Raw genomic sequence first — 24,542 nt, 5'->3', positions numbered from 1 at the left:
AAAACCTTATCCTTAGCCTAGGAGGCAAGGGCTACGTAGGTAAAACAAGAGGCGGTGCTATCAATGCAGGGTTTGAGATTATGTTTTAAATTTTAAGAGGCAAGGTACTTCCCTTGCTTCTCTGTCACACTACTACAAAGTTGATTAGAATTTATATTTTAAAAAATAACATATAAAATATAGCGTAGGCTTTAAAAATTTTAAAATTCTTGCCCCTTCCTCAGCTCGCGTCGCTGTATTTGCTTTTAAGCTCAAAAATTATATCATTGCACCAAATTTTTCAAAGCGAGCCGTTTAAAATTTAATGCAAAATTTATCAAAAAATCTAATGCGAAATCTACCTGCGCTGATCTTATTTTCGAGTATTTTGTGTGCCGAGAGCTTCATCACCGACGAGGAATACGGTGCGATGCTCTATAAAAACCCCCGCGGCATCGGCTGCGACAAGTGCCACGGCGAGAAGGGCGAGGGCTCGCTAATCGCGACGTATAAAGAATTTAACCGCACCTCGGGCGCCTACTACGAGCGCGCCCTAAATGCGCCGCCGATCAACAATCTATCGCTTCAGGAGCTCGCCGACGGGATCAGCAGCTCGCGCGACGTGATGCCAAGCTACTTTTTGACGCAAAACGAGATCATCATCATCTACAAATATATAAAATCGATAAATCAACCCAAAAAGAAGGAGAAAAAATGAATAATCACGACGAATTTTTAGCGGCACAAAAACTCATCCCCGGCGGCGTCGATTCGCCTGTGCGAGCATTCGGCAACGTAGGCGGCGAGCCTTTCATGGTCGATCGCGGCGAGGGCTCGTACATCTACGACGTCGAGGGCAAAAAATATCTCGACTTCGTACAGAGCTGGGGCCCGCTCATCTTCGGTCACGCAGATGCGGACATAGAGCGCGCCGTCGTGCAGACCGCCAAAAAGGGGCTAAGCTTCGGCGCATCCAGCCCGCTTGAGACGCAGCTTGCCTCGCTCGTGCTAAAAAATTTCGATTTCCTAGACAAGATCCGCTTTACCAGCAGCGGCACGGAAGCCACGATGAGCGCGATCCGTCTTGCGCGCGCTTTTAGCGGACGGGATAAAATTTTAAAATTTGAGGGCTGCTACCATGGACACAGCGACAGCCTGCTCGTCAAAGCAGGCAGTGGCGCAAGCACCTTCGGCAACGCAAGCAGCGCGGGCGTGCCACAGGACGTCGCGAAAAACACCTGCCTAGCCAGATACAACGACATACAAAGCGTAAAGGACGTCCTAGCGCAAAACGACATCGGCACGATCATCATCGAACCTATCGCGGGGAATATGGGCTTGGTGCCGGCGGGTCCAGAATTTTTAACCGAGCTTCGCGCGCTGTGCGACGAGAAAAAGATCGTGCTGATAATCGACGAGGTAATGAGCGGCTTTCGCGCGAGCGAGCTAGGCAGCTACGGCATCTACGGCGTCCGCGGCGATCTGGTAACCTTCGGCAAGGTCATCGGCGGCGGCATGAGCGTGGCGGCTTTTGCAGGCAAGTGCGAAATCATGGATATGATAAGCCCGCTAGGAGCGGTGTATCAAGCAGGCACGCTAAGCGGAAACCCCGTCGCAATGGCTGCGGGCATCGCTAGCCTAAGTAAAATTTACGCTAGCAGCGGCCTTTACGAAAGGCTCGGTGAGCTGGCGCGCAGGCTCGCAGACGGGCTTTGCACCATAGCAAATCGCCGCGGCATCGCGCTGCAAACCGCCTGCGTAGGCTCGATGTTCGGTTACTTTTTTGCAGACGAAGAGGTGCGCGACTATGACGGCGCCTTGCGAGCAGACACCGCGCGCTTTGCGAAATTTCACGGCGAGATGATTAAGCGCGGCGTATTTTTGGCGCCTAGTCAGTTTGAGACGGGCTTTATCTGCTCCACGATGGACGAAGCGCAGATCGACTTTGCGCTAAACGCGGCGGATGAAGCGATGGTGGCGCTTTGAGGGCTGCGTTTTAAAATTTTACGGATTTTAGATGAGAGTAACGAAAAATTTAGACAAAATCGTAAAGGGCGCCTGCGACATCAGCCTAGGCATCTCAATCGTCGTAGCGATCGGTATCGGCGTAGCGATCGGGCTTGGGCTGCGGCACCTCACGGGCTCGCTGCTTTTATTATGGTTCGGCATCGCTATCGGCATCGCGGCGGCATTTTTAAACGTTTACCGCGCGTGCAAGGCGCTAAATTCGAGCCTAAAGGAGCTTGAGAACGATCCGAAATACAAGGCGGATCCTAAAAATTTCGACGACGACGATGAATGGGATGAGCGAGATTGAATAGGCAGTTTTTGCTCATATACTGCGCGCTAAACGCGGCGTTTGCCCTACTCGGGCTAGCGCTTTGCGGTGGCGGGTTTTTCGGCTCTGGCTCTTTCGGCGCGCGAGTGCTTGCCTGGCTTCTTAGCTTAGAGGGCGGATTTTTAGGCGCATTCGGCGCGGTATATTTTTCGTTTCGCGCTTACCGCAACAAAATAGAAGATGAGCTAAGAGCCGGTAAATACGATGAAATTTTACAGCAAAGCTCTAAAAATTCCGCAGGTTTCATAAGCGGCGAAACTTCCGCAAACGATACGAATTCCGCAAGTCTTGGTGGCAAAAACCGAGGCGGCGCGAGCGGCGGCGATGAAATTTCATACGGCAAAACTTGCGGCGGCGAAATTTTAAAGAGCGAAAATTTTAGCGGCGCAAATTCAGGCGTCGAAATTTTAAACGCGCAAAATTCCGAAGACGCCGTAAATTTCACTAGCGGCGAGACGAGCACCAAAAACGGCGATAGCTGCGCCCTGCACAACGAAACCGCCGCCGACGAAAATACCGAAAATTTCGCCGCCGAGTACGACAGAGCTTCCACTGGCGAGTGTGACGTAAATTCTACGAAGAGCGACGATAAAACCTCCGCTTACGGCGGGATCGCTTTGGGACACGTCGCCGATAAATTTAATATGAATGATTGCGCGACTTGCGGCGACTTGCAGAGCGATATAAGCGGCGAAGCTAGCGATAGTTCGCAAGACAACATAGGCGCGCGTTGCGACGACTTGAAAGGCAGAGCGAGCAGTAACTTGGACGACGACGTAGATAGCGGCGACCTGGACGACGGCACAGATCACAGGAATCGCAGCGACGGCACAGATAGCGGCAATCGTGGCGGCGATGTAGATAGCAGCAAGCGGAGCGACGGTACGAGCAATTTTGAGGGTGGGATTGGCGGCACGCGCGACGGATCAAAGGATGATTTCGGAGGCGCGGACGGCAGCATCGATGATTGGGATGATGAGCGCAAAAGAGGCGAAGTTCGGAGCAATTTTGCAGGGGCGTTTTTCTCTCCGTTTAAAATTTTATCCTACGCGGCGCTCGTGGCGGCGATCTACCTGCTTGCCAAGCTGTCCTTGCTAAACCCGCTAGCGATTATCTTGGGCGTTGCGATCATTCCTCTGGGCACGATGATTGTTGCCTTTGCTGACAAAGATGCGCGCTAAGCTCAAACGGCGCGAGTGGACGCTTTAAATTTTAAAATTTAGCTTCAGCAGGATTGAGCGCAGATCGGCGCAGGATAAAATCGCGTACGACCCCGCCACCGCGAGCCGCGCCACGGGCGCCGCGCGTTTCTGCACGTATCAGGGCGGGCTAAATTTATAAAATTTGCGGCGCGCATCTTTGAACTTCTGCGTAAATTCAGATCGACGCGGCGAGCCATAAAAATTTTACGCAGCCTCTTCCAAGCGCATAATTTCGGAACTAAATTTAACCGTCGCAGATTGCAAATACGGCGCGAAATCCTTATCTATATTTAATTAAATTTTAGCTACCATTATGCAAAATTTGAGGAAAAATTATGAATTACGATACCTTGAAAAAAATCTTTTTTCTATTCGATCCCGAAACCGCTCACAAGATCGCAGAATTCGGACTTCGCGCGCTCTATGCGACTCCGGGCGGGCTTGAGGCTTTGGCAAAATTCGGCGTTTATAAAGATGAAATTTTAACTCAAAATATATGGAATCTCAGCTTCGATAACCCCGTAGGTATCGCGGGCGGCTTCGACAAAAACGCCACGATGATCGCACCGCTGGCCGCTCTTGGCTTCGGACACATCGATTTTGGCACCTTTACGCCGCGCCCTCAAAGCGGCAACGAAAAGCCGCGACTTTTTCGCCTCGTTAGCGAGGAAAGCATCCAAAACGCGATGGGCTTCAACAACGAGGGTGCCGATATTATCGAGCATCGCGTGCGAAAAATTTATCCTTTTAAAATCCCGATCGCCGCAAATATCGGCAAAAACAAGGCCACCCCGAACGAGGATGCGATAAGCGATTACGAGGCTTTGGGCCGTAAATTTGACGGACTTTGCGATTTTTTCATCATCAACGTAAGCTCGCCAAACACCCCGAATCTGCGCGCTTTGCAAGAAAACAGCTTCATAAGCGAGCTGATCGGGGCGATGAAAAAGATCACGAACAGGCCGCTCGTCTTAAAGCTGGCGCCCGATATGAGCGCGGATCAGGCGATCGCGCTATGCGAGTGCGCAGTACAAAGCGGCGCAAGCGGCATCATCATAAACAACACCAGCGTTGATTATTCGCTAAGCCCCAACGCCAGGGACTTCGGCGGCCTAAGCGGCAGGGTGATTACCGAAAAATCGCGAAAGCTTTTCGCACAGGTCGCTCGCGAGCTCTTTGGCCGCACGATCCTAATCAGCTGCGGCGGCATAGACAGCGCGCAGGAGGCCTACGAGCGCATCAAATCGGGCGCGAGCCTGGTTCAAATTTTTACCGCCTTTATCTTCAAGGGCCCGTTCGTCGCAAAATCGATCAACGAGGGGCTGGCGAAGCTTTTGCGCGCAGACGGCTTTAATAGCATCAGCGAGGCGGTTGGGGTAAATTTAAAAGATCGCGCGGGCGAAGGATACGGCACCAGAGGCGATCAGACCAAAAATCGCGACAATGGCGTGGATTTGTGCGCTTGCGAAGACAAAGACGCGAGCGCTAAAACGGATGAAATTTCAAACGTATCCAAAGGCGAGGAAACGAGCGAAATTTCAAACGCGCCCGAAAGCAGGGATGCGGACGAAATTTCTAACGACGGCGAAAGCAAAATTTTAAGCACTCAAATGGGTGAAATTCCCGCCGTTCAAACAGATGAAATTCCAACTGCCCAAACAAACTCAAGCTCCGAAGCGGACGAAAATTCCGACGCTTTGGTAAATTTAAACGCCTTAGTAAGCGCAGATACCGCGACGGATCAAAGCTCAGCCGAGCAAAGTAGCGCGGAGAACAAAATTTCCGAGGTTAAAAATACAAAACGAAGCAGCGCAAAAAGCGAAAATTTAGAAGCTAAAAGCGCAAAGCAAAGCAGCGCCGATGAGAAGCAGGATAAAATTTCAAAAACTACCTCCAAAAGTGATGCGGATCAAAAGCGAAGCCAAATTTTAAAAAGCGGCGTAAGCTCCAGGCGCGGTAAAATTTCAAAAGACGCTACGCGGAAAGATGGCGCGCAGAATACTGCGCAGTATGATGACGCCTCGCAGAAGGATGTCGTGCAGGATAACGCCTCGCAGCAAAATGGCGCCGAAGCAAAAAATCTCTCGAAAAGCGACGCAAAGAGTGAGAATTTAGAAAATAAAAGCGCAAAACAAAGCGACACGGCGAGCAAAACTGTCAAAACTAAAACCACGTCGAAAAATAAAACCGCAACTGAAGCTGCACCAAAAAACGACATAGAAAGTAAAAATTCTAAAACGAAAGCCGCGCCAAAAAGCAGCGCGGAAAGCAAAAGCTCCAAGGCTAAAAACGTAAAGCAAAGCAGCGCCAAAACTAAAAATGCCGAGACCAAAGAGACCAAAGAGACCAAAGAGACCAAAGAGCTTAAAGAGGCCAAAGAAGCGAGCGGCGCCCAAGACGCAGAGCAAAACTCAAGCAAAAAACGAAAGGCGAAAAAAGATTAATGTTTCCGAAATTTAAGAAAATCACGCTGCAAAACGGGCTTCAAATTTATCACATCCCGATGAATAAAGGCAGCGGCGTCATCAGCGTGGACGTGTTTTACAACGTCGGCTCGCACGACGAGGTAATGGGCAAAAGCGGCATCGCGCACATGCTGGAGCATCTAAATTTTAAATCCACGAAAAATCGTAAGGCGGGCGAGTTCGACGCGATCGTAAAGGGATTTGGCGGCGTGAACAATGCAAGCACGGGCTTTGATTACACGCACTACTTCATCAAGTGCGCGAGCTCAAATTTAGAGGTCTGCTTGGATCTTTACGCCGACATAATGCAAAACTTAAGCCTCAAAGACAAAGAATTTCAGCCCGAGCGCAAGGTCGTGCTCGAGGAGCGGCTGTGGCGCACCGATAACGATCCGTTCGGATATCTATTTTTCAGGCTCTATAACGCCGCGTTTTTGTACCACCCGTACCACTGGACGCCGATCGGCTTCCGCAAGGACATCGAAAACTGGAGCATCAAAGATATCAAGGAATTTCACGCTAAATTTTATCAGCCGCGAAACGCCGTGCTGCTGATCACCGGCGACATCGGCGAAAAGGCGGCGTTTGATGCGGCAAAAAAATACTTCGCGCCCGTAAAAAACAAAAGCGAGATCCCTCGTCTTCACTGCACCGAGCCTGCGCAAGATGGCGAGAAGCTTAGCGTTATTTACAAAAGCAGCGAGGCGCAGATCGTGGCGGTCGCCTTTAAAATTCCGCCGTTTAACTACCCTGACGCCGCGGCGATCAAAGCGATGGATATATATCTTAGCGGCGGTAAGAGCTCACTTTTGCAGCGCGTGCTGGTCGATGAGAAAAAACTCGCCAATCAGATCAACATCTATGATATGAGTGCCAAGGACGAGAATTTATTTATAGTCTTTGCCGTTTGCAACCAGGGCGTAAGCGGCGAGGCGCTAAGAGATGAAATTTTGGCGCTGATCGAAAAAGCTAAAAAAGCTAAAATAAGCGACGACGATATGCTAAAGATCAAAAACACCCTAAGCAGCGATCTTATCTACTCCCTCGACAGCGCTAGCAAGGTAGCGCAGATGTACGGCAGCTACATCGTCCGCGGCGATCTGGACGCGCTATTTAGGCTGGAGCGCGAGATCAAAAGTCTAGATAAAAACGCGGTTAAAAAAGCGATGAAAACCTATCTAAGTCTTAAAAATTCCACGAGCATTATCTTACGAAAGGAAAACGATGAATAAAAATGTCATAATCGGCTCTATGACGGCGCTGATCACGCCTTTTAAAGAAGGCAAACTGGACGAGCAGACCTACGCCAAGCTCATCAAAAGACAGATCGCAAACGGCATAAGCGCGGTCGTGCCCGTAGGCACCACGGGCGAGAGCGCGACGCTGACGCACGACGAGCACCGAGTCTGTATCGAGATCGCCGTAGATGCGTGCAAGGGCACGGACGTCAAGGTGCTAGCGGGCGCGGGCAGCAACGCAACTCACGAAGCGATCGGGCTCGCGCAGTTTGCGCAGGCTCACGGCGCAGACGGAATTTTATCCGTAGCGCCCTACTACAACAAACCCACCCAAAAGGGGCTGTATCTGCACTACAAGGCGATCGCGAGCTCGGTAGATCTGCCGGTGCTACTATATAACGTCCCGGGTCGCACCGGCTGCGACATAGCAGCAGATACAATCATAAAGCTTTTTAACGACTGCGAGAATATTTATGGCGTCAAAGAAGCCAGCGGCAGCATCGATAAATGCGTCGATCTACTCGCGCACGAGCCGCGCCTTAGCGTGCTTAGCGGTGAGGATGCAATCAACTATCCGATACTAAGCAACGGCGGCAAGGGCGTGATCTCGGTCACGGCAAATTTACTGCCCGATTATACGGCGAGACTAACGAAATTTGCGCTGCAAAATGAGTTTTTAAAGGCCAAGCAGATCAACGACGATCTCTACGCGATAAATAAAATTTTATTCTGCGAGAGCAATCCGATCCCGATCAAAGCGGCGATGTATATCGCGGGTCTCGCGCCGAGTTTAGAGTACCGCTTGCCGCTTTGCGAGCCGAGCGCGGAAAACCTCAAAAAAATAGAAAACGTAATGAAACAATACACTATCAAAGGATTTTAATTGACGAACGAATTTAAAGGAAAAACGCTAGTTATCAGCGGCGGCACGAGAGGCATAGGCAGGGCGATAGTTTTGGAATTTGCGGCTGCGGGAGCAAATATCGCTTTTACTTATAATTCCAACGAGGAGCTAGCGACTTCACAAGCAGCCGAGCTTGAGAAGGCTTACGGCATCAAGGCGCGCGCTTATGCGCTCAATATCTTAGAGCCAGAGACCTACAAGGAGCTCTTTGTCAAGATCGACGAGGATTTTGCGCGAGTGGATTTTTTCATCTCAAACGCCATCATCTCGGGTCGCGCGGTCGCGGGCGGATACACTAAATTTATGAGGCTAAAGCCGCGCGGCATCAACAATATCTTTACCGCGACCGTAAATGCCTTCGTCGTGGGCGCGCAAGAAGCCGCAAAACGCATGGAGGCGGTAGGCGGCGGCTCTATCATCTCGCTTAGCTCCACTGGAAATTTAGTCTATATCGAAAACTACGCGGGCCACGGCACGGCAAAAGCCGCGGTTGAAGCGATGGCACGCTACGCCGCGACCGAGCTCGGCGAAAAAAACATCCGCGTAAACGTCGTTAGCGGCGGACCGATCGAGACGGACGCGCTACGAGCCTTTACGAACTACGAAGAGGTGCGCGATAAAACCGCCGAACTTAGCCCGCTAGGACGCATGGGACAGCCGGAGGATCTGGCGGGAGCATGTTTATTTCTATGCTCGAGCAAGGCTAGCTGGGTGACGGGACACACCTTCATCGTCGACGGCGGAACAACCTTTAAATAATGCTAAATTTACCCAATATTTTAGCGAGCTTTCGCGTTGCGCTGGCGCCGCTGTTTTTCTGGCTGATCTTACTAGCCGGTCATGCGAACGGCGGCATGGTGGGCTCGGTGCATGTAAGCTGGGTCGATTATTTCGCCGCACTAGTCTTCGTCATCGCCTCCGTCACGGACTTTTTTGACGGATACATCGCGCGCTCCTGGAACCAGAAGACCAAACTAGGCGCCATCATCGATCCACTCGCCGATAAGATGCTAACTCTTGCGGGCTTTTTGGGGCTTATGTTTATTGGGCGCGCCAGTGCTTGGGCGATCTACTTAATCCTAATCCGCGAGTTTTTTATCACGGGCCTTCGCGTGGCGATGGCGGGCGACGGCGTAGAGGTCGCCGCGTCGATAGCGGGCAAGGTAAAAACGGTCTTTCAGATGATCGCTATCGGCTGGCTAACGATGCAATGGCCCTATGCAAACACCCTACTCTGGATCGCAGTTGTACTGACGCTATATTCGGGCTTTGAATACGTCGCGGCGTATGTAAAGGCTACGAAAAAGAGTTAGAATTTAGGCTAAATATGGCTTTCGTAGTTGAAGAAAAAATCGGCGAAGAAAATGCAAGAAAGTATAAGCTCAATAAGGTAGAAAAAGATATTAGAAACAAAATTTCTAAAAAGCGATTGCCTTTTAGATGTTATCCTGAAATTTCTATAGAATTAAGCTGGCGCATAGATAGAGAGCTTGGTGCCTGGCTTATAAACTACGGGAGCTTTAGCGGCTTTTGGGATCATTGCAATTTAGATTTTAACGCATATAGATTGTATTATCAAGGTAAAATGTTTGATACAGTCATTACTTACGGCGCTTGGTTCGGCGATTTTAGGATGATAAATGGACAGAAGCGACGTATCCATAAAATTTATGCGCTAGAACCGAAAAACAGCGGCAAGCTCAGTCAAAGCGATATTTTTAAAATTTTACAAGACGCCCTTAACGCCGAAAATGAAAATGTTTTGCTAATAGACGCCTTAAACTACAACATTGATTATGTAGGTAGATTTTTGATTGATGGATACCGCTTTGAGGATAACCTAGAGAAAATCATAAATCCATTTAGAAATCAACACGGTCTAGCTAGCTTAAGCCGAGATGAGATAGATGGTCTGTGGTGTATCTCAAAGGAGCTAAACGAGATTTTTCTTATAAAAGTGGGCTCGGCTGGCAGTAATGATCTTTTTACGCTTACTCATTACAATCACGGTTATTACGAATACCACGCAAATATAGTGCTAAAGCAAATTTCCAACAAAACCGTAGATGGAATAAATGAAATCAGCTATAAGATAAAGAAAATAGAAATTTTAGGCGATCACAGCGCCGCGCCGACGCAAGGCAAAATAAAACGACTAATACGCGAAATGTTTAGATCCACTCGCGAAAGCGGCTTAGAGGGCTTCAGTCCAAATTTAATAGATGAAAAATTTAAACTAAGCTTGATCTTACATTCATTTGAAGAATCAGAATTTTTTATCAAACTAAAACAATGTATTGTGAAGCTACAAAACCTCATCGCAAAGCGTTAGAACCCGCGCTTAGTGGGTTTTAGCGATAGAATTTCGGCATAAAATTCCACTTATAACGGCGACACAGAATTTTAAAATTTCAAGTTCAAATTTTACCGATAAAATTCCATAGATGCTTAGTCTGTAAGCGTACGGCGGTAAGCTAAGCCTATAAAATTTTGTTATATAAAATTCCTCCGCGTAAATTTTACGGCGCAGAATTCCGTCTAACCGCCGTGCAAAATTTCACGGCAGCGTGGCAGTATTTTAAGACATAATGAAATTTCAAAGCATAGCGGCAGTTCAAACCACAAAGCCCCGTGTAGCAAAATTTTATAATCCGCTCCGCAAAATTTCGCGGTAAAATTTCTCTTTTAAATTTTAAATTCCTCACGCCCTCCATCCGCCGCGCGCCCTTAATTTAGCTAAATTTATAGCCTAAAGCGGGCGGGCTAAGCTCAAAAAACTAACCAATTTTAAAAAAGCGAGCCAAGGCTTTAAACGACGATCTAAGCTTAAAATTTGCAAAATAATAGTAAGCTTAGCCCATTTTTTTACAAAGGTCTGAAATTTGAAAAGCATAATTTTAACGCTCGCGATCCTAGCGGTCGGATTTTATTTTTACTCGATAAATTTTATGGTCACGGTGCTGGCGATCAGCTTCCTCATCTTTTTCCACGAGTTGGGGCATTTTTTGGCGGCGCGGGCGCTGGGCGTGGGGGTGAACGTCTTTAGCGTGGGCTTCGGTGAGAAGGTCTTTACCAAGCGCATCGGCGCGACGCAGTACGCCATCAGCGCGATCCCTCTGGGGGGCTACGTGAGCCTTAAGGGGCAGGAGGATCTGGATCCCGCCGCGGCAAGCGCGGATCCCGACAGCTACAACTCCAAAGGCCCGATCGTGCGCATAATCATACTTTTCGCAGGGCCGTTTTTTAACCTGCTGCTTGCGTTTTTAATCTACATCGCGCTGGGTTATATCGGCGTCGAAAAACTCGCACCCAAGGTCGGCAAAATTTCGCCAAATTCCGCCGCGGCAAGCGCAGGGCTAATGCTAAACGATGAAATTTTAGCGATCGACGGCAAGCAGATTCGCGAATGGGACGACATCTCAAGGCAGGTAACCGCAGCACCTCTAAACTTAGAAATCATGCGCGGCGGCGAGCGGCTGAGCCTGCAGCTCACGCCGAAGCTCGGCGAGAAAAAAACCATCTGGCGCGAGAGCATAAGAGTGCCGCTCATCGGCATTTCGCCCGATTACAACGCGACCGTGACGCTATATCACAAGGGCGCAAGCTCGCTTAGCTTCGCGTGGGATCAGACGGTGGAAGCGTCAAAGCTCATCTTGGTGGGTCTTGAGAAGCTCGCCAGCGGCGTCGTTTCGCCTAAGGAGATGGGCGGCATCGTCGCCATTACGGACATCACCTCAAAGGCGGTCGATTACGGCGCGGCGGTCCTGCTCGCGCTCGTGGCGCTAATATCGGTAAATTTAGGGCTCATCAACCTCTTTCCGATCCCCGCGCTCGACGGCGGGCACATCGCGTTTAATCTCTTTGAGCTCATCTTCCGCCGCCCCGTGCCAAAGCGGGTATTCGTAGGCGCCAGCTACGTAGGTATGGGAATTTTAGCGCTTTTGATGATATTTACGGTGCTGAATGATTTCGCTAGAATTTTGGGATTTTACAAATGAGACTGGATGAAATTTTAAAGCGCATTGAGGCTGCGAAATCAGGCGCAGGCGAAGTGCAGCTCATCGCGGTGAGTAAAAACGTAGGCACGGATGAGGTGCGCGAGCTGTATTCGCAAGGACAGATCGCGTTTGGCGAAAACAGAGTGCAGGAGCTAAAGCGCAAAAGCGAGGCCTTGCGCGAGCTGCCGCTAAAGTGGCACTTCATCGGCACGCTGCAAAGCAACAAAATCAATCAACTCATCGCTCTGCGCCCGACGCTGTGGCAGAGCTGCAACTCCTATGAACTCGCGCTTGCCGTAAATAAGCGGCTAACTTATCCGCTAGATGCGCTGCTGGAGATCAACGCCGCGGGCGAGAGCTCCAAAACTGGGCTCGATAAAAACCGCGCGGTGGAGGAGTTTTTGCGCATCAAGCAGGAGTGCAAAAATCTAAATTTAATCGGCGTGATGAGTATCGGCGCGCATGTGAGCGAGCCCGCACAGATCGCGCGAAGCTTCGAGGCGAGCCGCGAGATCTTCGATGCGCTCGTGCCGCACGGCGCGCGGATCTGCTCGATGGGGATGAGCGATGATTTTGAGCTCGCGATCAAATGCGGCTCGAACATGATCCGCCTGGGTAGAATTTTATACGCCTAGGCCTCGAGGGACGAGCCTTAGCGCGCGAGTGAATTTATACCGCTTTATTAGGCGGCGCGCTTGATTTGCCGTGCGAGCTAAATTCAGCGCGTAACTTGAAATTTAGCGCGTTATTGAAATTTTACGCAGCGCAACAACACGGCATCAAATTTTAAACCTAGATAAAATTTATTCGCAACGACGCAAATTTCAAAAACGCGACGATATAAAATTCTAAGCGCAATCCATATAAAGACAGAATCTTAAAAGGCGAAATTTCAAGTGGCGGCAGCTGGCGTACATCGCGCACATGCTGGTTCAGGGCGCGAAAGTGATCTTTATGGATGAGTCACCAACGGGCTGGATTTTGGCAATCAGATCAAGCTGCTCGAGATGATAAAGGCGCTAGGCGACGAAGGCTACACCTTCGTGCAGACGACGCACTACCCGCGGCATGCGAAGTTCGTTTCAAATTTGACGCTGTTTATAAAAGACGGCGAAATTTTAGCCTTCGGGCGCAGCGAGCGGCTCATAAACGCCGAAAATATCGATAAAATTTACAGCATCAACTACGAAAGATACGAGGATAGATTATAAATTTTACGGGCGCGTAGCGCCGTTAAATTTAGCCGAATTGGGGTAAAATTGCGCGTATTAGACGAGTTTTTCGGCGGCAAAACGGCGCGCCGATAAGACGCCAAGCTTGCGAGTCGCGACCGCGACAATGTAAGCGGCAAACCGAATTGTAGCGAGCAAAACGTCTAAATTTAAACGATAAATTTAAAGGAAAATCATGACTCCGCGAGAGATATTTTTAAACGGCTGCAATGAGATCGCGGTAAATTTTGCGTACTTCAAGCCCACGCAAAAGGGGCAAAAACTAACGAAGCTTGCAAGCGACAAGGAGATTTTATTTGAAATTTATTTCAGCTCTAGCATGCGCAATTACTCAGGCAGCGTGAGCATCCTGCCGCAGATCGCGATCTACTGCAAGCGCCTAAGAAAGCTGATGCAAGAGGAGCTGTCCTACTCTACCGATCTTGTTTTCGTATCGCACCTGGGCTATCTCACGCCGCGCAGGCAATTCCGCGACTGGCAGCTCGCGGGCGCTAGCTTTGAGCCCAGCGTGCGAGAGATTAGCGTGGCTATCAAGGATTACGCGCTGCCTATTTTTGAGCTCTTTGCGGACAAGCAAAAGGCGGTGGAGTTTATGACGCAATGTGGGGCTAAATTTAACAAAAATCTAAGCGCCTTCGATCTGCGCCCTATCTACTTTATCTATTATTTCGGCGGCAGGGACGCGGCGGAAGCGTTTTTCAACGTCTGCCTAAGCGAATGCACATACAAAGGGCGATTTTATAAGCTTTATGAGGAGCTTGCAAACGGCGCGGAGGCGAATTTCGGCAGGAGTTCGTTTTGGGGCGATATGGAGGCGAAATTTGCATTTGTAAAAGGACTTAGAATTTTAAATGGCTGAAGCTTTAATTCAAATTTTAATCGTAATTTTTAGCGTTTTACTTCTGGGCGGGATTATTTGGACGCTCATTCGTCGTAACCCTCGCAGGCTTAGCCAGCGCCAGCTTGCCGCGATAGATGGGATAAGCGAGGTAAAAAGGCTTTCCGTGCGGCCGTTTATGTTTTGGCTGGAGAGGTTTTTCATTTCACGTGAGAGCCTTTGGTTCGATCAGGATTTCATCTACGTTTTTAGCGGACAGAAGCTCGCGGCGAGGTATAAATTCGAACAAATTTTGACGCTTGAAGCCACAAAAATACGGATAAATCATGCTAGGATTTGGCGGATCCGCTTTGCAGGCGGCGCGAGCGAGCTTGAACGTGGTGGCGCGAACAAGCCCGAACAAGACGGCGTGAGCGAGTATAAATTTGTGCCCGCCGCTTCGATTTTTGAGCCGAGCTTTAAAGAATTTTTACAAATTTTACGCGAGAAAAACCGAGAAGCGATCAAGACGGAGTCTAGATTTTGGGAGACCGTTTAGCGCGGCAAAATTTTACAAAGCGGATTTGCAAAAAAATAGAAAAGGCGCGGAGCCTTCAGGCGCGATCGTCGCAAAGGGCGGCAAAAGCTACGCGCGAAACCGCAAGAGGCGATAAATAGATAATGGGAGGCAAAATGAAACGCTGGAGCAAGCTTTAAAAACGGCTTTACGAGCTCGTGGATAAAAGCATTGATTTTAAGCTCCACTGCACGGTTTATAGGATGCAAAGCAGGTGCGGCAGCACGGATTTGCCGCGATATTTTATCACGCTTGCGGGCGAGATCATTTTTGATTACCCGAAGGATTTCGTGCTAAAAAGCGGCGGCGTAAAAAGCCTAGCAGGCGGCGCTCTAGCGAAAATTTATCCGTATGGTAACGACATAAGCGACATCGGCGAGCTTATCCGCGAATATATCGACACGCCCAAAGATGAGCTGTTTGCAAAGCACTTCGATGAGGGTGGATGGGGACTTGCGAATATCCTAAAGGCCGCCGACAAACGTATCGGCAAAAGGAGACTGCAAATTTTAGCCAAAAACAAGAAAAATCAAGCGATGCAAAAGGTGATAGCGGCTAGATTGGGAGCTTTGCAATAAATCCACAGCGGCAATTTAAATGCGGAGCGAACAAGTGCGGACGGCAGATTAAAATTTTGATTTATAAGCGGACTTTTTAAAATTTAGCTACGATCGTTCGGTGAAAATTTAAAGAATTTCGAGCAGATAAAATACGCAGAAGTGGGCCTGCCTTAGCACTTTTCGCCGGGCGGTTTGAAATTTCAGGCGGGTTTGGGCGCGGTGCATAAATTTACGCCAAAATTTAACGAAAATCGGTGCGATCTGCCCGATAAATTCAGGAAAGGATAATTATGATTTTAGCTTCAAACTACGATGAAATCGACTTTGACGCGCTTTATAAGGCGCAAAAGGCAAAAAGCTCATTCGGCAAAAAACTGGCAGAGCATTGGGACAAAAAGGCTCCGAGCTTCAACGAAGGCGTGATGAAAAGCGCCTATGCGCGAGTTTATAGACAAGGTTGATTTTGCTGGTGTCTCCACGCTGCTTGATTTCGCATGCGGAGCGGGCGCGTTAAGCGTGCTGGCGGCAGAAAAGGTGGATAAAATTTACGGCTATGACTTTTCGCCCAAAATGCTGGAATTTGCTCGCGAGAACGCTAAAGCTTACGGCGCGAAAAATATAAAATTTGCGCAAAAAGCTTTTGAGGACGATTGGTCTGACGTACCCGCGTGCGATCTCGTTTTTGCCTCGCGCTGCCTTGAGGTGGACGATCTAAAAGCCGCGCTTAAAAAGCTTCTTTCAAAGACCAAAAAGGCGCTTTACATCACGTTTAAAGTAAGCGGCAGCTTCGTGAACGGGGATATTTTGGATGCGATAGGGCGCGAAGTGGAGCAAAAGCCAGGCTTCGTCTATCTTTTAAACATCCTGTTTCAAATGGGCTATCTGCCGAGCCTCAGCTACATTAAAGCCTGGTGTCACGGCGGCAGAGCGAAAAGCGCGGAGGAGTTTGTGCAAAAGACGCGCTGGATGCTAGGCGGCGAGCTAAGCGACACAGAGGAAGCGCGACTAGCGGAGTGTTTTAACAGCGGCAAATACGAGCCAAAGCGGGATTTTATGCACTGGGCGTTCGTGCGGGTTGATGTGTAGAATTTGCGGCGAAAAGCCGCCTTACTCCGTCCTTACTTCATTATCGCATCCGCCTGTGGCATAAACGTAATAAATCTATAAATTTTACCTTCGCCTAGCCGATCCTCCTTGCGACACAACCCATGAATGCTCAAAATTTACTCTTAAATTTCAGATTAAACCCATTTGATCCGCACACAAAGATCTGCAGGCACAAATTTTTATATATTTAAAACCACGATAATGATACGACTGGCTTTAAAGCTAGTTTGGATAAAGCCCACTCCCGACGATCGCGCTTCGCTTTTTAGGATCCTTACTGCGTTAGCTTGCATTTCAGCGCCTCTTGTAAAAGCGCATTTGCTACTACTCTCTCCTTTTTTACGAAGATAAAATTTTCGCCGTATTCGCTCTGCAGCTCGCTTTGTGGATCGGCGCCCGTATGCATCACTATGATATTTGCTTTTAAATTAGAGCCGTTTAGCATCTTAGCGACGATGTCGAGCTTTTGCTGATTTGCGATCGTTAGGATGATGACCGACGCATCGCGCGCATGCAGCTCGTCGATCGCAGTTTTTTGCATTATATTTACAAAGTATATGTTCTCTCCGCGCGATTTGCCTAGATCCACAAGCTCTAAATCGCTCTCAGCGACCACGTATAGCAGCCCCTGATCTTTAAGGCGTAGCACAACTTCTTGCCCTATCCTGCCATAGCCTGCTACAATGATATGATTTTTCATCGGCGGGATTTGAGTTTTATGCTCCTCATCCTCGAGCTTTTCAACTTTAGACTCGAAACGGTTGGCGATTTTATTTAAATTTTTAAGAATAAACGGCGTTAAAATCATCGTCGCGGTTACGACTGTAATTAAAATTTGCCCGTTTTCCTTACTTAGCATATCGCGGCTCATCAACAGCGAAAAGATCGCAAGCGCAAACTCACCTATCTGGCATAGCGACAGCGCCGCTTTTAGCGCTATTCTTTTACCAGTAGAGAGAAATAAGATCGCATAAATCACAACCGTTTTAAGCGCCATTATAACGATAATAGCGAGCAGGATCAGCCCATAGTGCGAGACGATGACTTCAAAATTTATCTGCATGCCAATCGTGATGAAAAAAAGCCCCAGCAGTATGTCTCGAAACGGCGTCAGATCAGCCTCTATCTCGTGTTTATACTCAGTTTCTGCGATGAGCATGCCCGCGATGAACGCGCCCAGCGTGTACGAAAAACCAAAAACATGCGCCAAAAAGCTAGCCCCCACGACGGTAAAAAGGATGGTTGCGATGAAAATTTCTTTAGAATTTGTCCTTACGACGTAGTAGAGGAAGCGGTTGAAGGCGAATTTACCGAGCACGAAAAGGATCACTACCACTATGGCGGCGCTTACGGCGGTTTTTAAGATTAGATAGTTCACGGGGGTATTGTCGGTCGAGCCGAATATGTCAATCATCAGCAAAATAGGAATGACGGCGAGATCTTGAAATAGCAGGATGCCAAGCACCTTGCGCCCGTAGTTTTGGTTGATTTCGCCTGTTTCGTTGAGCGTTTTTAGCACGATCGCCGTCGAACTAAGCGCAAATGCTAGCCCGACGATCATCACAGTCTTTATATTTCCACCGAAAGACTGATCAATAATGAGCGCTAAGATAATGCCAGTGCCGAGGACTTGGAGCATGCCGTTAAAAAACACATCCTTTTTCATGCTCATTAAGTGGCGGAAGCTAAACTCAAGCCCGATGGTAAACATCAAAAAGACGATGCCAAATTCCGCCAGCTCAGACATATGGGCGTTTTCGACACTGCTTAGACTATAGATCTGCGAAAAGCACACGCCCGCGACGATATAGCCGATGATAGTGGGAATTTCAAAAATTTTAAAGACGATATTTAGCACTATCGCAAGCGCGGTGATCGCAAGAAATAGCTCTATAACAAGCTCCATTAACTCCCTTTTTTGTAAGATTATGCATAAAATTTAGCGCTAAATTTATTGTTAAATTTTACATTATCCGCGACCATTTACCGGAGGCGATAATCGATGAAATTTTATCTTTTCATATAAATTTACGGGTAAATTTTATAATGTGATTTTACTAAAATCCCGCTTAAAAATAGAGAAATTATGTCGCACTTTATCGCTAAATTTAGAGGCTCGCGGTAAAATTTTAAAATCTAACGCGGCTTGGAATTTTAAATTTTAAAGCCAAATTATATCAAGGCGGTTTTAAAATTTAATTGCAAGAAAATTCGCCCGAGTTTGCTTAGCGCAACTTTAAATTTGACGCGCCCATAAATCTGCACTGAAAGTCAAAATTTATCGCTTTAATCTACGCTTAAGAGGCGATCTTGCTTTTTGATAGCATTAAAATTTCAGCTTGTAGCACCAGGATCTGATTTTTGCTGAGCTTTAATCTTTATCTCGCAGACCCTAGTCTGTCTCTCCGCCAAGCTCTAAAATTTTAGCCCGCAGCTCCTCGATCTCGCGCTCATACTCGGCGATCCTTTCTTGCAGGCGAAAGATCACATCCACGCCCGCAAGATTGACGCCAAGCTCCTTTGTAAGGTTTAAAATCATGCGTATGCGGTCCATATCATGCGCCGAGTACAGGCGCATCTTGCCCTCCGTGCGCCCCGGACTCACGAGCCCTTCGCGCTCGTATTGCCGCAGCGTCTGCGGATGGATATCTAGGACCTTCGAAACTATCGATATGAGATAAACCGGCTCATCGTAATCATGCATTTTGATGCCTCCTTATAGCTTTTGCAGCGCGGCTTTGACGTCCTCGCCCAGCGAATCGACGTCGGGCAAAACGACATTTACCACCGCATATAGATCGCCTAAAATTTTACTTTTGCGGTTTTGCACGCCGTAGCCTTTTAGGCGGTATTTCTGCCCGTTTTTGGTATTTTTTGCGATCTTTATCGTTGCGCTTTTGCTCGGCGTCGAAATTTCTACTTTTCCGCCAAACATCGCCGTTTTCAAAGGCACGTCGATCGTTTTGAAAAGATCGTCGCCTTCGCGGCTGTATTCGCCGTCGGGCGCGATTTTGATCTCTAAGATCAGATCGCCGCTTTGGATGCCCGATTTTTGCCCCTTGCCTCTGATGCGCAGCTTCTCGCCCGCATTTATACCCGCGGGCACTTTAAATTTAACCGTCTCACCGCCCACGCGCACGCTCATCTCGCCGCCTTGTATCGCGGTCTCAAAAGGAATTTCAATCGAGCTGTGCGTATCTAGGCTCTGTGTGCCGCCAAATCCGCCGCCGAAACTGCTGCCGCTAAAGCCACTAAAACCCTCGCCACCACCGAAAGAGCTGAAACTAAATCCGCCACGTGAGCCCGCGCTTTTTGCGCCGAAGGAGCCGCCGAAAATGCTGTTTAGGATGTCGTTTAGATCGCCCATGTTTGCCGAACCCTGCGCGAAATCGTGGAAATTCTGCCCGCCGAACATCTCGTCGCCGTGGCGGTCATATTGCGCCCGCTTTTTCTCGTCGCTTAAAATTTCATACGCGGCGTTGATCTCTTTAAATTTATCCTCAGCTCCTGGCTCTTTATTGATATCCGGGTGATACTTGCGAGCTAGCCTGCGGTAAGCTTTTTTAATCTCCTCGGCGCTTGCTGATTTATCCACGCCTAAGGTTTCGTATAAACTGCTTGTGCTTGCCATTTTAATCCTTAAAATCTTAAAATTTATGTAGATTATATCATAAAACTTTAGTGAGTGTCAATCAAGTTTGCTAAATTTCATTTATAAATTTTAATTTTGCGTTAGGAATATATTAGCGGACAAAATTTATAATTCCGCCAAAATTTTATTATCACAAAGGATATAAAAATGAAAAAATCGATTATCTTATCGATAGCTTTGGCAGGTGCGCTTTTTGGCGCCAGCATCGACATTAAAGAAGCTCCAAGTAGTTACGATCGCGTAAATCCGGGCTTTAATCAAGACGTGGTGCTCTCATATCACAGCTCCGTTGCGGACGTAAAAAAATCCGTCGTCAATATCGCAACTAAAACCAAGATTAAAGCAGGCAATAGTCCGATGTCGCAGATGTTTGACGATCCGTTTTTTAAGCAATTTTTCGACTTTGACATTCCGCAGCAGCAGGAGCGCGAGGGAAGCTCACTAGGCTCTGGTGTCATCATCTCCGAAGACGGCTATATTGTCACAAATAATCACGTAATAGAAAACGCCGACGAAATCGTAGTTACGCTATTAGAAGGCGATAAGGAATATAAAGCCAAGGTGATCGGCACCGACCCTAAAACCGACCTTGCAATTATTAAAATCGACGAAAAAAATCTCTCTGCGGTTAAATTTGCAGACTCGTCCAAGGCTATGGAGGGCGATATCGTCTTTGCTATCGGAAATCCTTTCGGCGTGGGCGGCACCATCACTCAAGGCATAATCTCGGCGCTAAATAAAAACAATATCGGGCTAAATCAATATGAAAATTTCATCCAAACCGACGCTTCGATCAATCCGGGCAACTCAGGCGGTGCACTAGTGGATAGTCGCGGCGCGCTTTTGGGGATAAATTCCGCCATTTTAAGTCGCGGCGGCGGAAATAACGGCGTAGGCTTTGCGATCCCTTCAAATATGGTAAAAGAGATCGCTGAAAAGCTCATCACAAACGGCAAGATCGAGCGTGGCTTTATAGGCGTTACGATCTCAGATATGTCTAAAGATCAAAAAGAGCTCTATGAAAGCAAAGAGGGCGCGCTAATCTCAAGCGTCGAAAAAGACATGCCTGCCGATAAAGCAGGCATCAAGCGCGGCGATTTGATCACCAAAATAAACGGCAAATCTATCAAAAACGCCAACGAGCTAAAAAATTTAATCGGCTCAATGGCTCCAGGAAGCTCAGTGGATGTAGAATTTGAGCGTGACGGCAAAAGCAAGAGCACGACTATCAAGCTAGACGCGATGAAATCCGACTCCACCACCTTAGGCTCAGCCGGCGAGGACTCAAAAAGCGCAATAGAGGGGCTAAAGCTAAGGACGTTAAATGACAGCTTGCGCCGCAAATATAACCTCGACGACGATGTCTCGGGTGCCCTCGTCTTAAGCGTCAAAGATGGCTCAAAAGCCGATGATTACGGCTTTGAGGTAGGCGACGTGATCATTCAAGTCGGTCAAAACGATGTCAAAAGCTCAGACGACTTCGATCGATACATCAAAGATTACAAGGGCAAGAAAACCCTAGTTTGGGTTATCAGACGCGGAATTCCGCAAGGTCTTGTAATCCGCTAAAGCTTGGTCCACCAAGCTTAACGGCGAGTAACGCGAAAGCGTTAAAATTTAACCGCGGCGAGCCCAGGACAAAGCATTAGCGGAACATTGCGAGTAAGCCAGCAGAAGTTTTTGGGATTTTGAACTTTCTGATAAGCGAAATTTCGAGCTTTCGAGCGTAAGAGATACATAAACTATAAAAATGGGCTTTTGGTGAGCATTAAAAGCTGCCGAAAGCCCATTGCTATTTTAAAGCATCTCTGAAAGCCCTCTGCTATTTAAAGCACCTCCGCCGAAAGCCTAGATTTCGCTTGAAATTCTTAGAATTTTGCCCCCCCTTGCTTTTGTTTTCACTTATAATTTTTAAAATTTAACCCTCCGCGCCGCTACTTTATCGTTTTTATCGCCTCGCCTGGAACTGCTTTAAAATTTTAAACGACATGTCGTAGAATTATGTGCTTCTAGCCTAAAATTGCTTCAAATTTTAATTCCTCTTTATATTACTTCATTTTAAATTCTACAAATCCAAATTTTATAAAATCTATGTCCTACCATATTTCTGCTACCAGAAACTACCACCTTTTTATTCTATCACTTTTTCCAGCTACGTCACTTCTTGGGAATCCCGCTGACTAAATTCTAAGATCAGAATTTTAAAATTTTGCTATTTTGTAATCGTAATTTTTCATTTAAGCTTCGAGAACAAAAATAAGCTGAAATTTTACTTTATTATCGAAAACGTTGCATCACAATACCCATCTTTTCGCATTAAGCTACCTTTTGTTAGGAATTGTATTAAATTTATTGTAAATAGGTATTTTTATAGTATAATGGATAGTTTTTATTTTTTACGAAGGATTACAACTATGAAAGATATTAAGATACCGATTATCTCAGGTCTGAGCATCGCTGCTACGCTAGCACTGATGCCGATGCAAGCTTTAGCCGACAATGCAAAAGCGACGGTAACCGGCGGCGGCAGTGATGGTCATTTGCATACTCCAGGCGGCGGGTATTACTCGGGTGGTTATGAAGGTGCCGGTAACGGAGGCGGCTCCAAAAATCATATAGTAACTATCACCGGAGATGCTTCAGGTACTGATATGTCTGGCTACAGTATATACGGCGGCGGTATGGGTCATCCTAGCATTACGCCTACGACATCGGCCGATAGAAATCAGATCACCGTTCAAAACGGTGCTACCGTTACTACCGTAATAGGCGGTGAAGGTATAGGCGCAACAGGCAATACCGTAAACATAATAAATGCAACCGTTAATAGAGTTGTTCTCGGCGGCAACGGCACTTGGGCCGGGCAGCAGAACTATTCGGGAGATGCCGTCGGCAACACCGTAAATATCGAAGATAATAGCCATATAATCGGCGATAATAACACCGTGGGGAGCTTCGAAGCTATAGTATCGGGAGGTCGTGCTAGATATGGTCGCTCCGCAGAAAATAATACGGTAAATATCAAAAGTGCAGCGCAAATAGATAAATACAGGATAGAGGGTGCTACCATACACCAAGGCGGTTCTGCGAAAGGCAATGGCGTAAATATTACGGGCGCTATCGTCTTAAGCAGCGGTCAAGAAATAGACGGCGCGGTATCGGTATCTCCAAATTCCGCTAGTAAGTTAGAGAAAAACTATGTCGTCATAAACAGCGCCGGTGCTAAGCTTCAAAATATAACAGGCGCCAATGCTACTAGAGAGGGCATTACCATTGGAAGCAAAGCTACGGCTAGCAAAAACTACGTAAAGCTACAAAACGGAGAGGTTCAATCTACTACGGGCTCATATATGGCAGCCGTTTCTAACGACAATTACTCTGAAATCAGCGGCGGAAAGGTTATAGGTGACGTTCACGGAGGCTTCGGCGGAGGTTCTGGTACCAATCACGTCGCTACTAGCACGAATGATTACGTCAAAATAAGCGGCGGCGAGATAGGCGGTAGCGCTTACGGCTTCCGCAACGTAAATGGAGAGATAAAAAGTAGCTACGTTGAAATGAGCGGAGGCAAAGTAGCACAAGATGCTATCGGCGGAAACAGCGTTAATGGCAAAATTTCAAACACCAAAGTAACTCTAAACGGCGGTGAAGTAGGTCGCGACGTCATAGGCGGAAACAGCGTTAACGGCGACGTTACGGGCGCCAGAGTAGAGATCGCAAACGGCGCTACGATAGGTCATGATATCATCGGCGGTAGAAGCGAAAAAGGTAATGCCGAAAATAACTGGGTAGTAGCGGATTTAACCGGAAAAAGCGTCTTTCAAGTAATCGGCGGAACCAATAAAATCGGTAGCGGCAGCGGAACGGCAAACAATAACCACGTCCAAATAACCGGCGGAACGCTAAATGGTCCTGCCCTGGGCGGACGCGGTGAGCAAGGCGTCAGCGGCAACGAATTCTCCACGACCGGGGTTACTATCAACAACCACATTTCAGGCGGAACTACCTCAAGCGGTAATGCCGTACAAAACGCTTTATCCTTGGTAAATTCTACAGTCAACGGAAATAGCCAAGTAAAAGGCGGTAACGCTATGGCGGGCTCTGCATCCAATAATACCGTAGTTTTGCAAGGCTCCACGATAAACGGAGTAGTTTATGGCGCGCAAGCTACCGCTGCGGGCAGTAATAACAATACGGTAAATTTAACGAATAGCACCGTTACCGGCACGATTTACGGATTATTCGGTAGCGGCAGCGGCAGTGGCAATACCTTGATAAATGCTTCAAACACTAGAAATCCAAATCATGCGGGTAATATTGCTAGATTTAATGTTTTAAATTTCTTAGGTATATCAAACGCATATTCTGATGCAAGCAAAGCCGCTCTTCAAATTACGGGTGGAGCTCAAACCGATATAAATAATGCTAAATTTCAACTTGGTGGCACTGATTATAATGTAGATACTTACGCGA

22 protein-coding genes and 1 pseudogene are annotated in these 24,542 nt (G+C 47.7%); 20 read left to right on the top strand and 3 right to left on the bottom strand.

What is annotated here, in order from left to right; all coding sequences use genetic code 11:
• Positions 1–328 precede the first annotated feature (328 nt).
• From Q0144_RS00310 to Q0144_RS00225, 18 genes and pseudogenes are all read left to right on the top strand, one after another.
• Positions 329–697, top strand: coding sequence for a cytochrome C oxidase subunit III (locus Q0144_RS00310; protein WP_298060796.1), 369 nt, complete (start codon positions 329–331; stop codon positions 695–697).
• Complete coding sequence (gene hemL, locus Q0144_RS00305; protein WP_298060791.1) at positions 694–1,965, top strand: glutamate-1-semialdehyde 2,1-aminomutase; 1,272 nt, start codon at positions 694–696, stop codon at positions 1,963–1,965. Before Q0144_RS00310 ends, hemL begins: the two co-directional genes overlap by 4 nt.
• Before the next feature lie 31 nt (positions 1,966–1,996).
• Positions 1,997–2,296: an AtpZ/AtpI family protein gene (locus Q0144_RS00300; protein ID WP_298060788.1), complete on the top strand. Its 300-nt coding sequence runs from the start codon at positions 1,997–1,999 to the stop codon at positions 2,294–2,296.
• Entirely contained in the window at positions 2,293–3,498 is a 1,206-nt protein-coding gene (locus Q0144_RS00295) for a hypothetical protein (protein WP_298060784.1), read from the top strand. The genes Q0144_RS00300 and Q0144_RS00295 overlap by 4 nt, the downstream gene beginning before the upstream one ends.
• A gap of 356 nt (positions 3,499–3,854) precedes the next feature.
• Positions 3,855–4,907: pseudogene (locus Q0144_RS00290) on the top strand (quinone-dependent dihydroorotate dehydrogenase); the annotation flags it as partial.
• A gap of 1,055 nt (positions 4,908–5,962) precedes the next feature.
• Positions 5,963–7,216 carry a pitrilysin family protein gene (locus Q0144_RS00285; RefSeq protein ID WP_298060782.1) on the top strand — a complete coding sequence of 418 codons (1,254 nt, stop codon included), beginning with the start codon at positions 5,963–5,965 and terminating at the stop codon, positions 7,214–7,216.
• Positions 7,209–8,105, top strand: coding sequence for a 4-hydroxy-tetrahydrodipicolinate synthase (gene dapA / locus Q0144_RS00280; protein ID WP_297946499.1), 897 nt, complete (start codon positions 7,209–7,211; stop codon positions 8,103–8,105). The genes Q0144_RS00285 and dapA overlap by 8 nt, the downstream gene beginning before the upstream one ends.
• On the top strand, positions 8,106–8,885 hold the full coding sequence (locus tag Q0144_RS00275) for an enoyl-ACP reductase (RefSeq protein WP_298050632.1): 780 nt from the start codon (positions 8,106–8,108) through the stop codon (positions 8,883–8,885).
• A complete protein-coding gene (gene pgsA, locus Q0144_RS00270) occupies positions 8,882–9,439 on the top strand; it encodes a CDP-diacylglycerol--glycerol-3-phosphate 3-phosphatidyltransferase (protein ID WP_298060794.1) in 558 nt (185 codons plus the stop codon). The genes Q0144_RS00275 and pgsA overlap by 4 nt, the downstream gene beginning before the upstream one ends.
• Before the next feature lie 14 nt (positions 9,440–9,453).
• Positions 9,454–10,458, top strand: a complete 1,005-nt coding sequence (locus Q0144_RS00265) for a hypothetical protein (protein WP_298060778.1) — start codon at positions 9,454–9,456, stop codon at positions 10,456–10,458.
• 550 nt (positions 10,459–11,008) lie between these two features.
• On the top strand, positions 11,009–12,124 hold the full coding sequence (gene rseP / locus Q0144_RS00260; RefSeq protein WP_298060775.1) for an RIP metalloprotease RseP: 1,116 nt from the start codon (positions 11,009–11,011) through the stop codon (positions 12,122–12,124).
• A complete protein-coding gene (locus Q0144_RS00255) occupies positions 12,121–12,759 on the top strand; it encodes a YggS family pyridoxal phosphate-dependent enzyme (RefSeq protein ID WP_298060773.1) in 639 nt (212 codons plus the stop codon). The genes rseP and Q0144_RS00255 overlap by 4 nt, the downstream gene beginning before the upstream one ends.
• A gap of 372 nt (positions 12,760–13,131) precedes the next feature.
• The gene (locus tag Q0144_RS00250) at positions 13,132–13,335 is read left to right on the top strand and encodes a hypothetical protein (RefSeq protein WP_298060771.1); all 204 of its coding nucleotides are present in this window, start codon (positions 13,132–13,134) and stop codon (positions 13,333–13,335) included.
• A 196-nt stretch (positions 13,336–13,531) separates the two neighbouring features.
• Positions 13,532–14,215 carry a hypothetical protein gene (locus Q0144_RS00245; RefSeq protein WP_298060769.1) on the top strand — a complete coding sequence of 228 codons (684 nt, stop codon included), beginning with the start codon at positions 13,532–13,534 and terminating at the stop codon, positions 14,213–14,215.
• On the top strand, positions 14,208–14,732 hold the full coding sequence (locus Q0144_RS00240; protein ID WP_298060767.1) for a hypothetical protein: 525 nt from the start codon (positions 14,208–14,210) through the stop codon (positions 14,730–14,732). Before Q0144_RS00245 ends, Q0144_RS00240 begins: the two co-directional genes overlap by 8 nt.
• Positions 14,733–14,908: 176 nt before the next feature.
• On the top strand, positions 14,909–15,328 hold the full coding sequence (locus Q0144_RS00235; protein WP_298060764.1) for a hypothetical protein: 420 nt from the start codon (positions 14,909–14,911) through the stop codon (positions 15,326–15,328).
• Positions 15,329–15,600: 272 nt separating this feature from the next.
• On the top strand, positions 15,601–15,771 hold the full coding sequence (locus Q0144_RS00230) for a hypothetical protein (RefSeq protein ID WP_298060762.1): 171 nt from the start codon (positions 15,601–15,603) through the stop codon (positions 15,769–15,771).
• Positions 15,746–16,396: a class I SAM-dependent methyltransferase gene (locus Q0144_RS00225; RefSeq protein WP_298060761.1), complete on the top strand. Its 651-nt coding sequence runs from the start codon at positions 15,746–15,748 to the stop codon at positions 16,394–16,396. Before Q0144_RS00230 ends, Q0144_RS00225 begins: the two co-directional genes overlap by 26 nt.
• Before the next feature lie 295 nt (positions 16,397–16,691).
• Here the strand turns inward: Q0144_RS00225 and Q0144_RS00220 are convergent, their stop codons facing one another.
• The 3 genes from Q0144_RS00220 to Q0144_RS00210 all read right to left on the bottom strand — a co-directional run bounded on the left by Q0144_RS00220 (position 16,692) and on the right by Q0144_RS00210 (position 20,048).
• Positions 16,692–18,323: a cation:proton antiporter gene (locus tag Q0144_RS00220; RefSeq protein WP_298060760.1), complete on the bottom strand. Its 1,632-nt coding sequence runs from the start codon at positions 18,321–18,323 to the stop codon at positions 16,692–16,694.
• A 486-nt stretch (positions 18,324–18,809) separates the two neighbouring features.
• Positions 18,810–19,121 carry a helix-turn-helix transcriptional regulator gene (locus Q0144_RS00215; protein ID WP_291937486.1) on the bottom strand — a complete coding sequence of 104 codons (312 nt, stop codon included), beginning with the start codon at positions 19,119–19,121 and terminating at the stop codon, positions 18,810–18,812.
• A gap of 12 nt (positions 19,122–19,133) precedes the next feature.
• A complete protein-coding gene (locus tag Q0144_RS00210; RefSeq protein ID WP_298060757.1) occupies positions 19,134–20,048 on the bottom strand; it encodes a DnaJ C-terminal domain-containing protein in 915 nt (304 codons plus the stop codon).
• Between the two features lie 168 nt (positions 20,049–20,216).
• On the opposite strand from Q0144_RS00210, the gene Q0144_RS00205 reads away from it, so the two are divergent.
• Positions 20,217–21,638 carry a Do family serine endopeptidase gene (locus tag Q0144_RS00205; RefSeq protein WP_298060755.1) on the top strand — a complete coding sequence of 474 codons (1,422 nt, stop codon included), beginning with the start codon at positions 20,217–20,219 and terminating at the stop codon, positions 21,636–21,638.
• Between the two features lie 845 nt (positions 21,639–22,483).
• A partial coding sequence (locus Q0144_RS00200; protein ID WP_298060752.1) for a hypothetical protein occupies positions 22,484–24,542 on the top strand: 2,059 nt, incomplete at its 3' end.

Source organism: uncultured Campylobacter sp., from assembly GCF_938045345.1.
Classification (GTDB): domain Bacteria; phylum Campylobacterota; class Campylobacteria; order Campylobacterales; family Campylobacteraceae; genus Campylobacter_B.
This window is presented reverse-complemented; position numbering and strand designations above follow the sequence as displayed.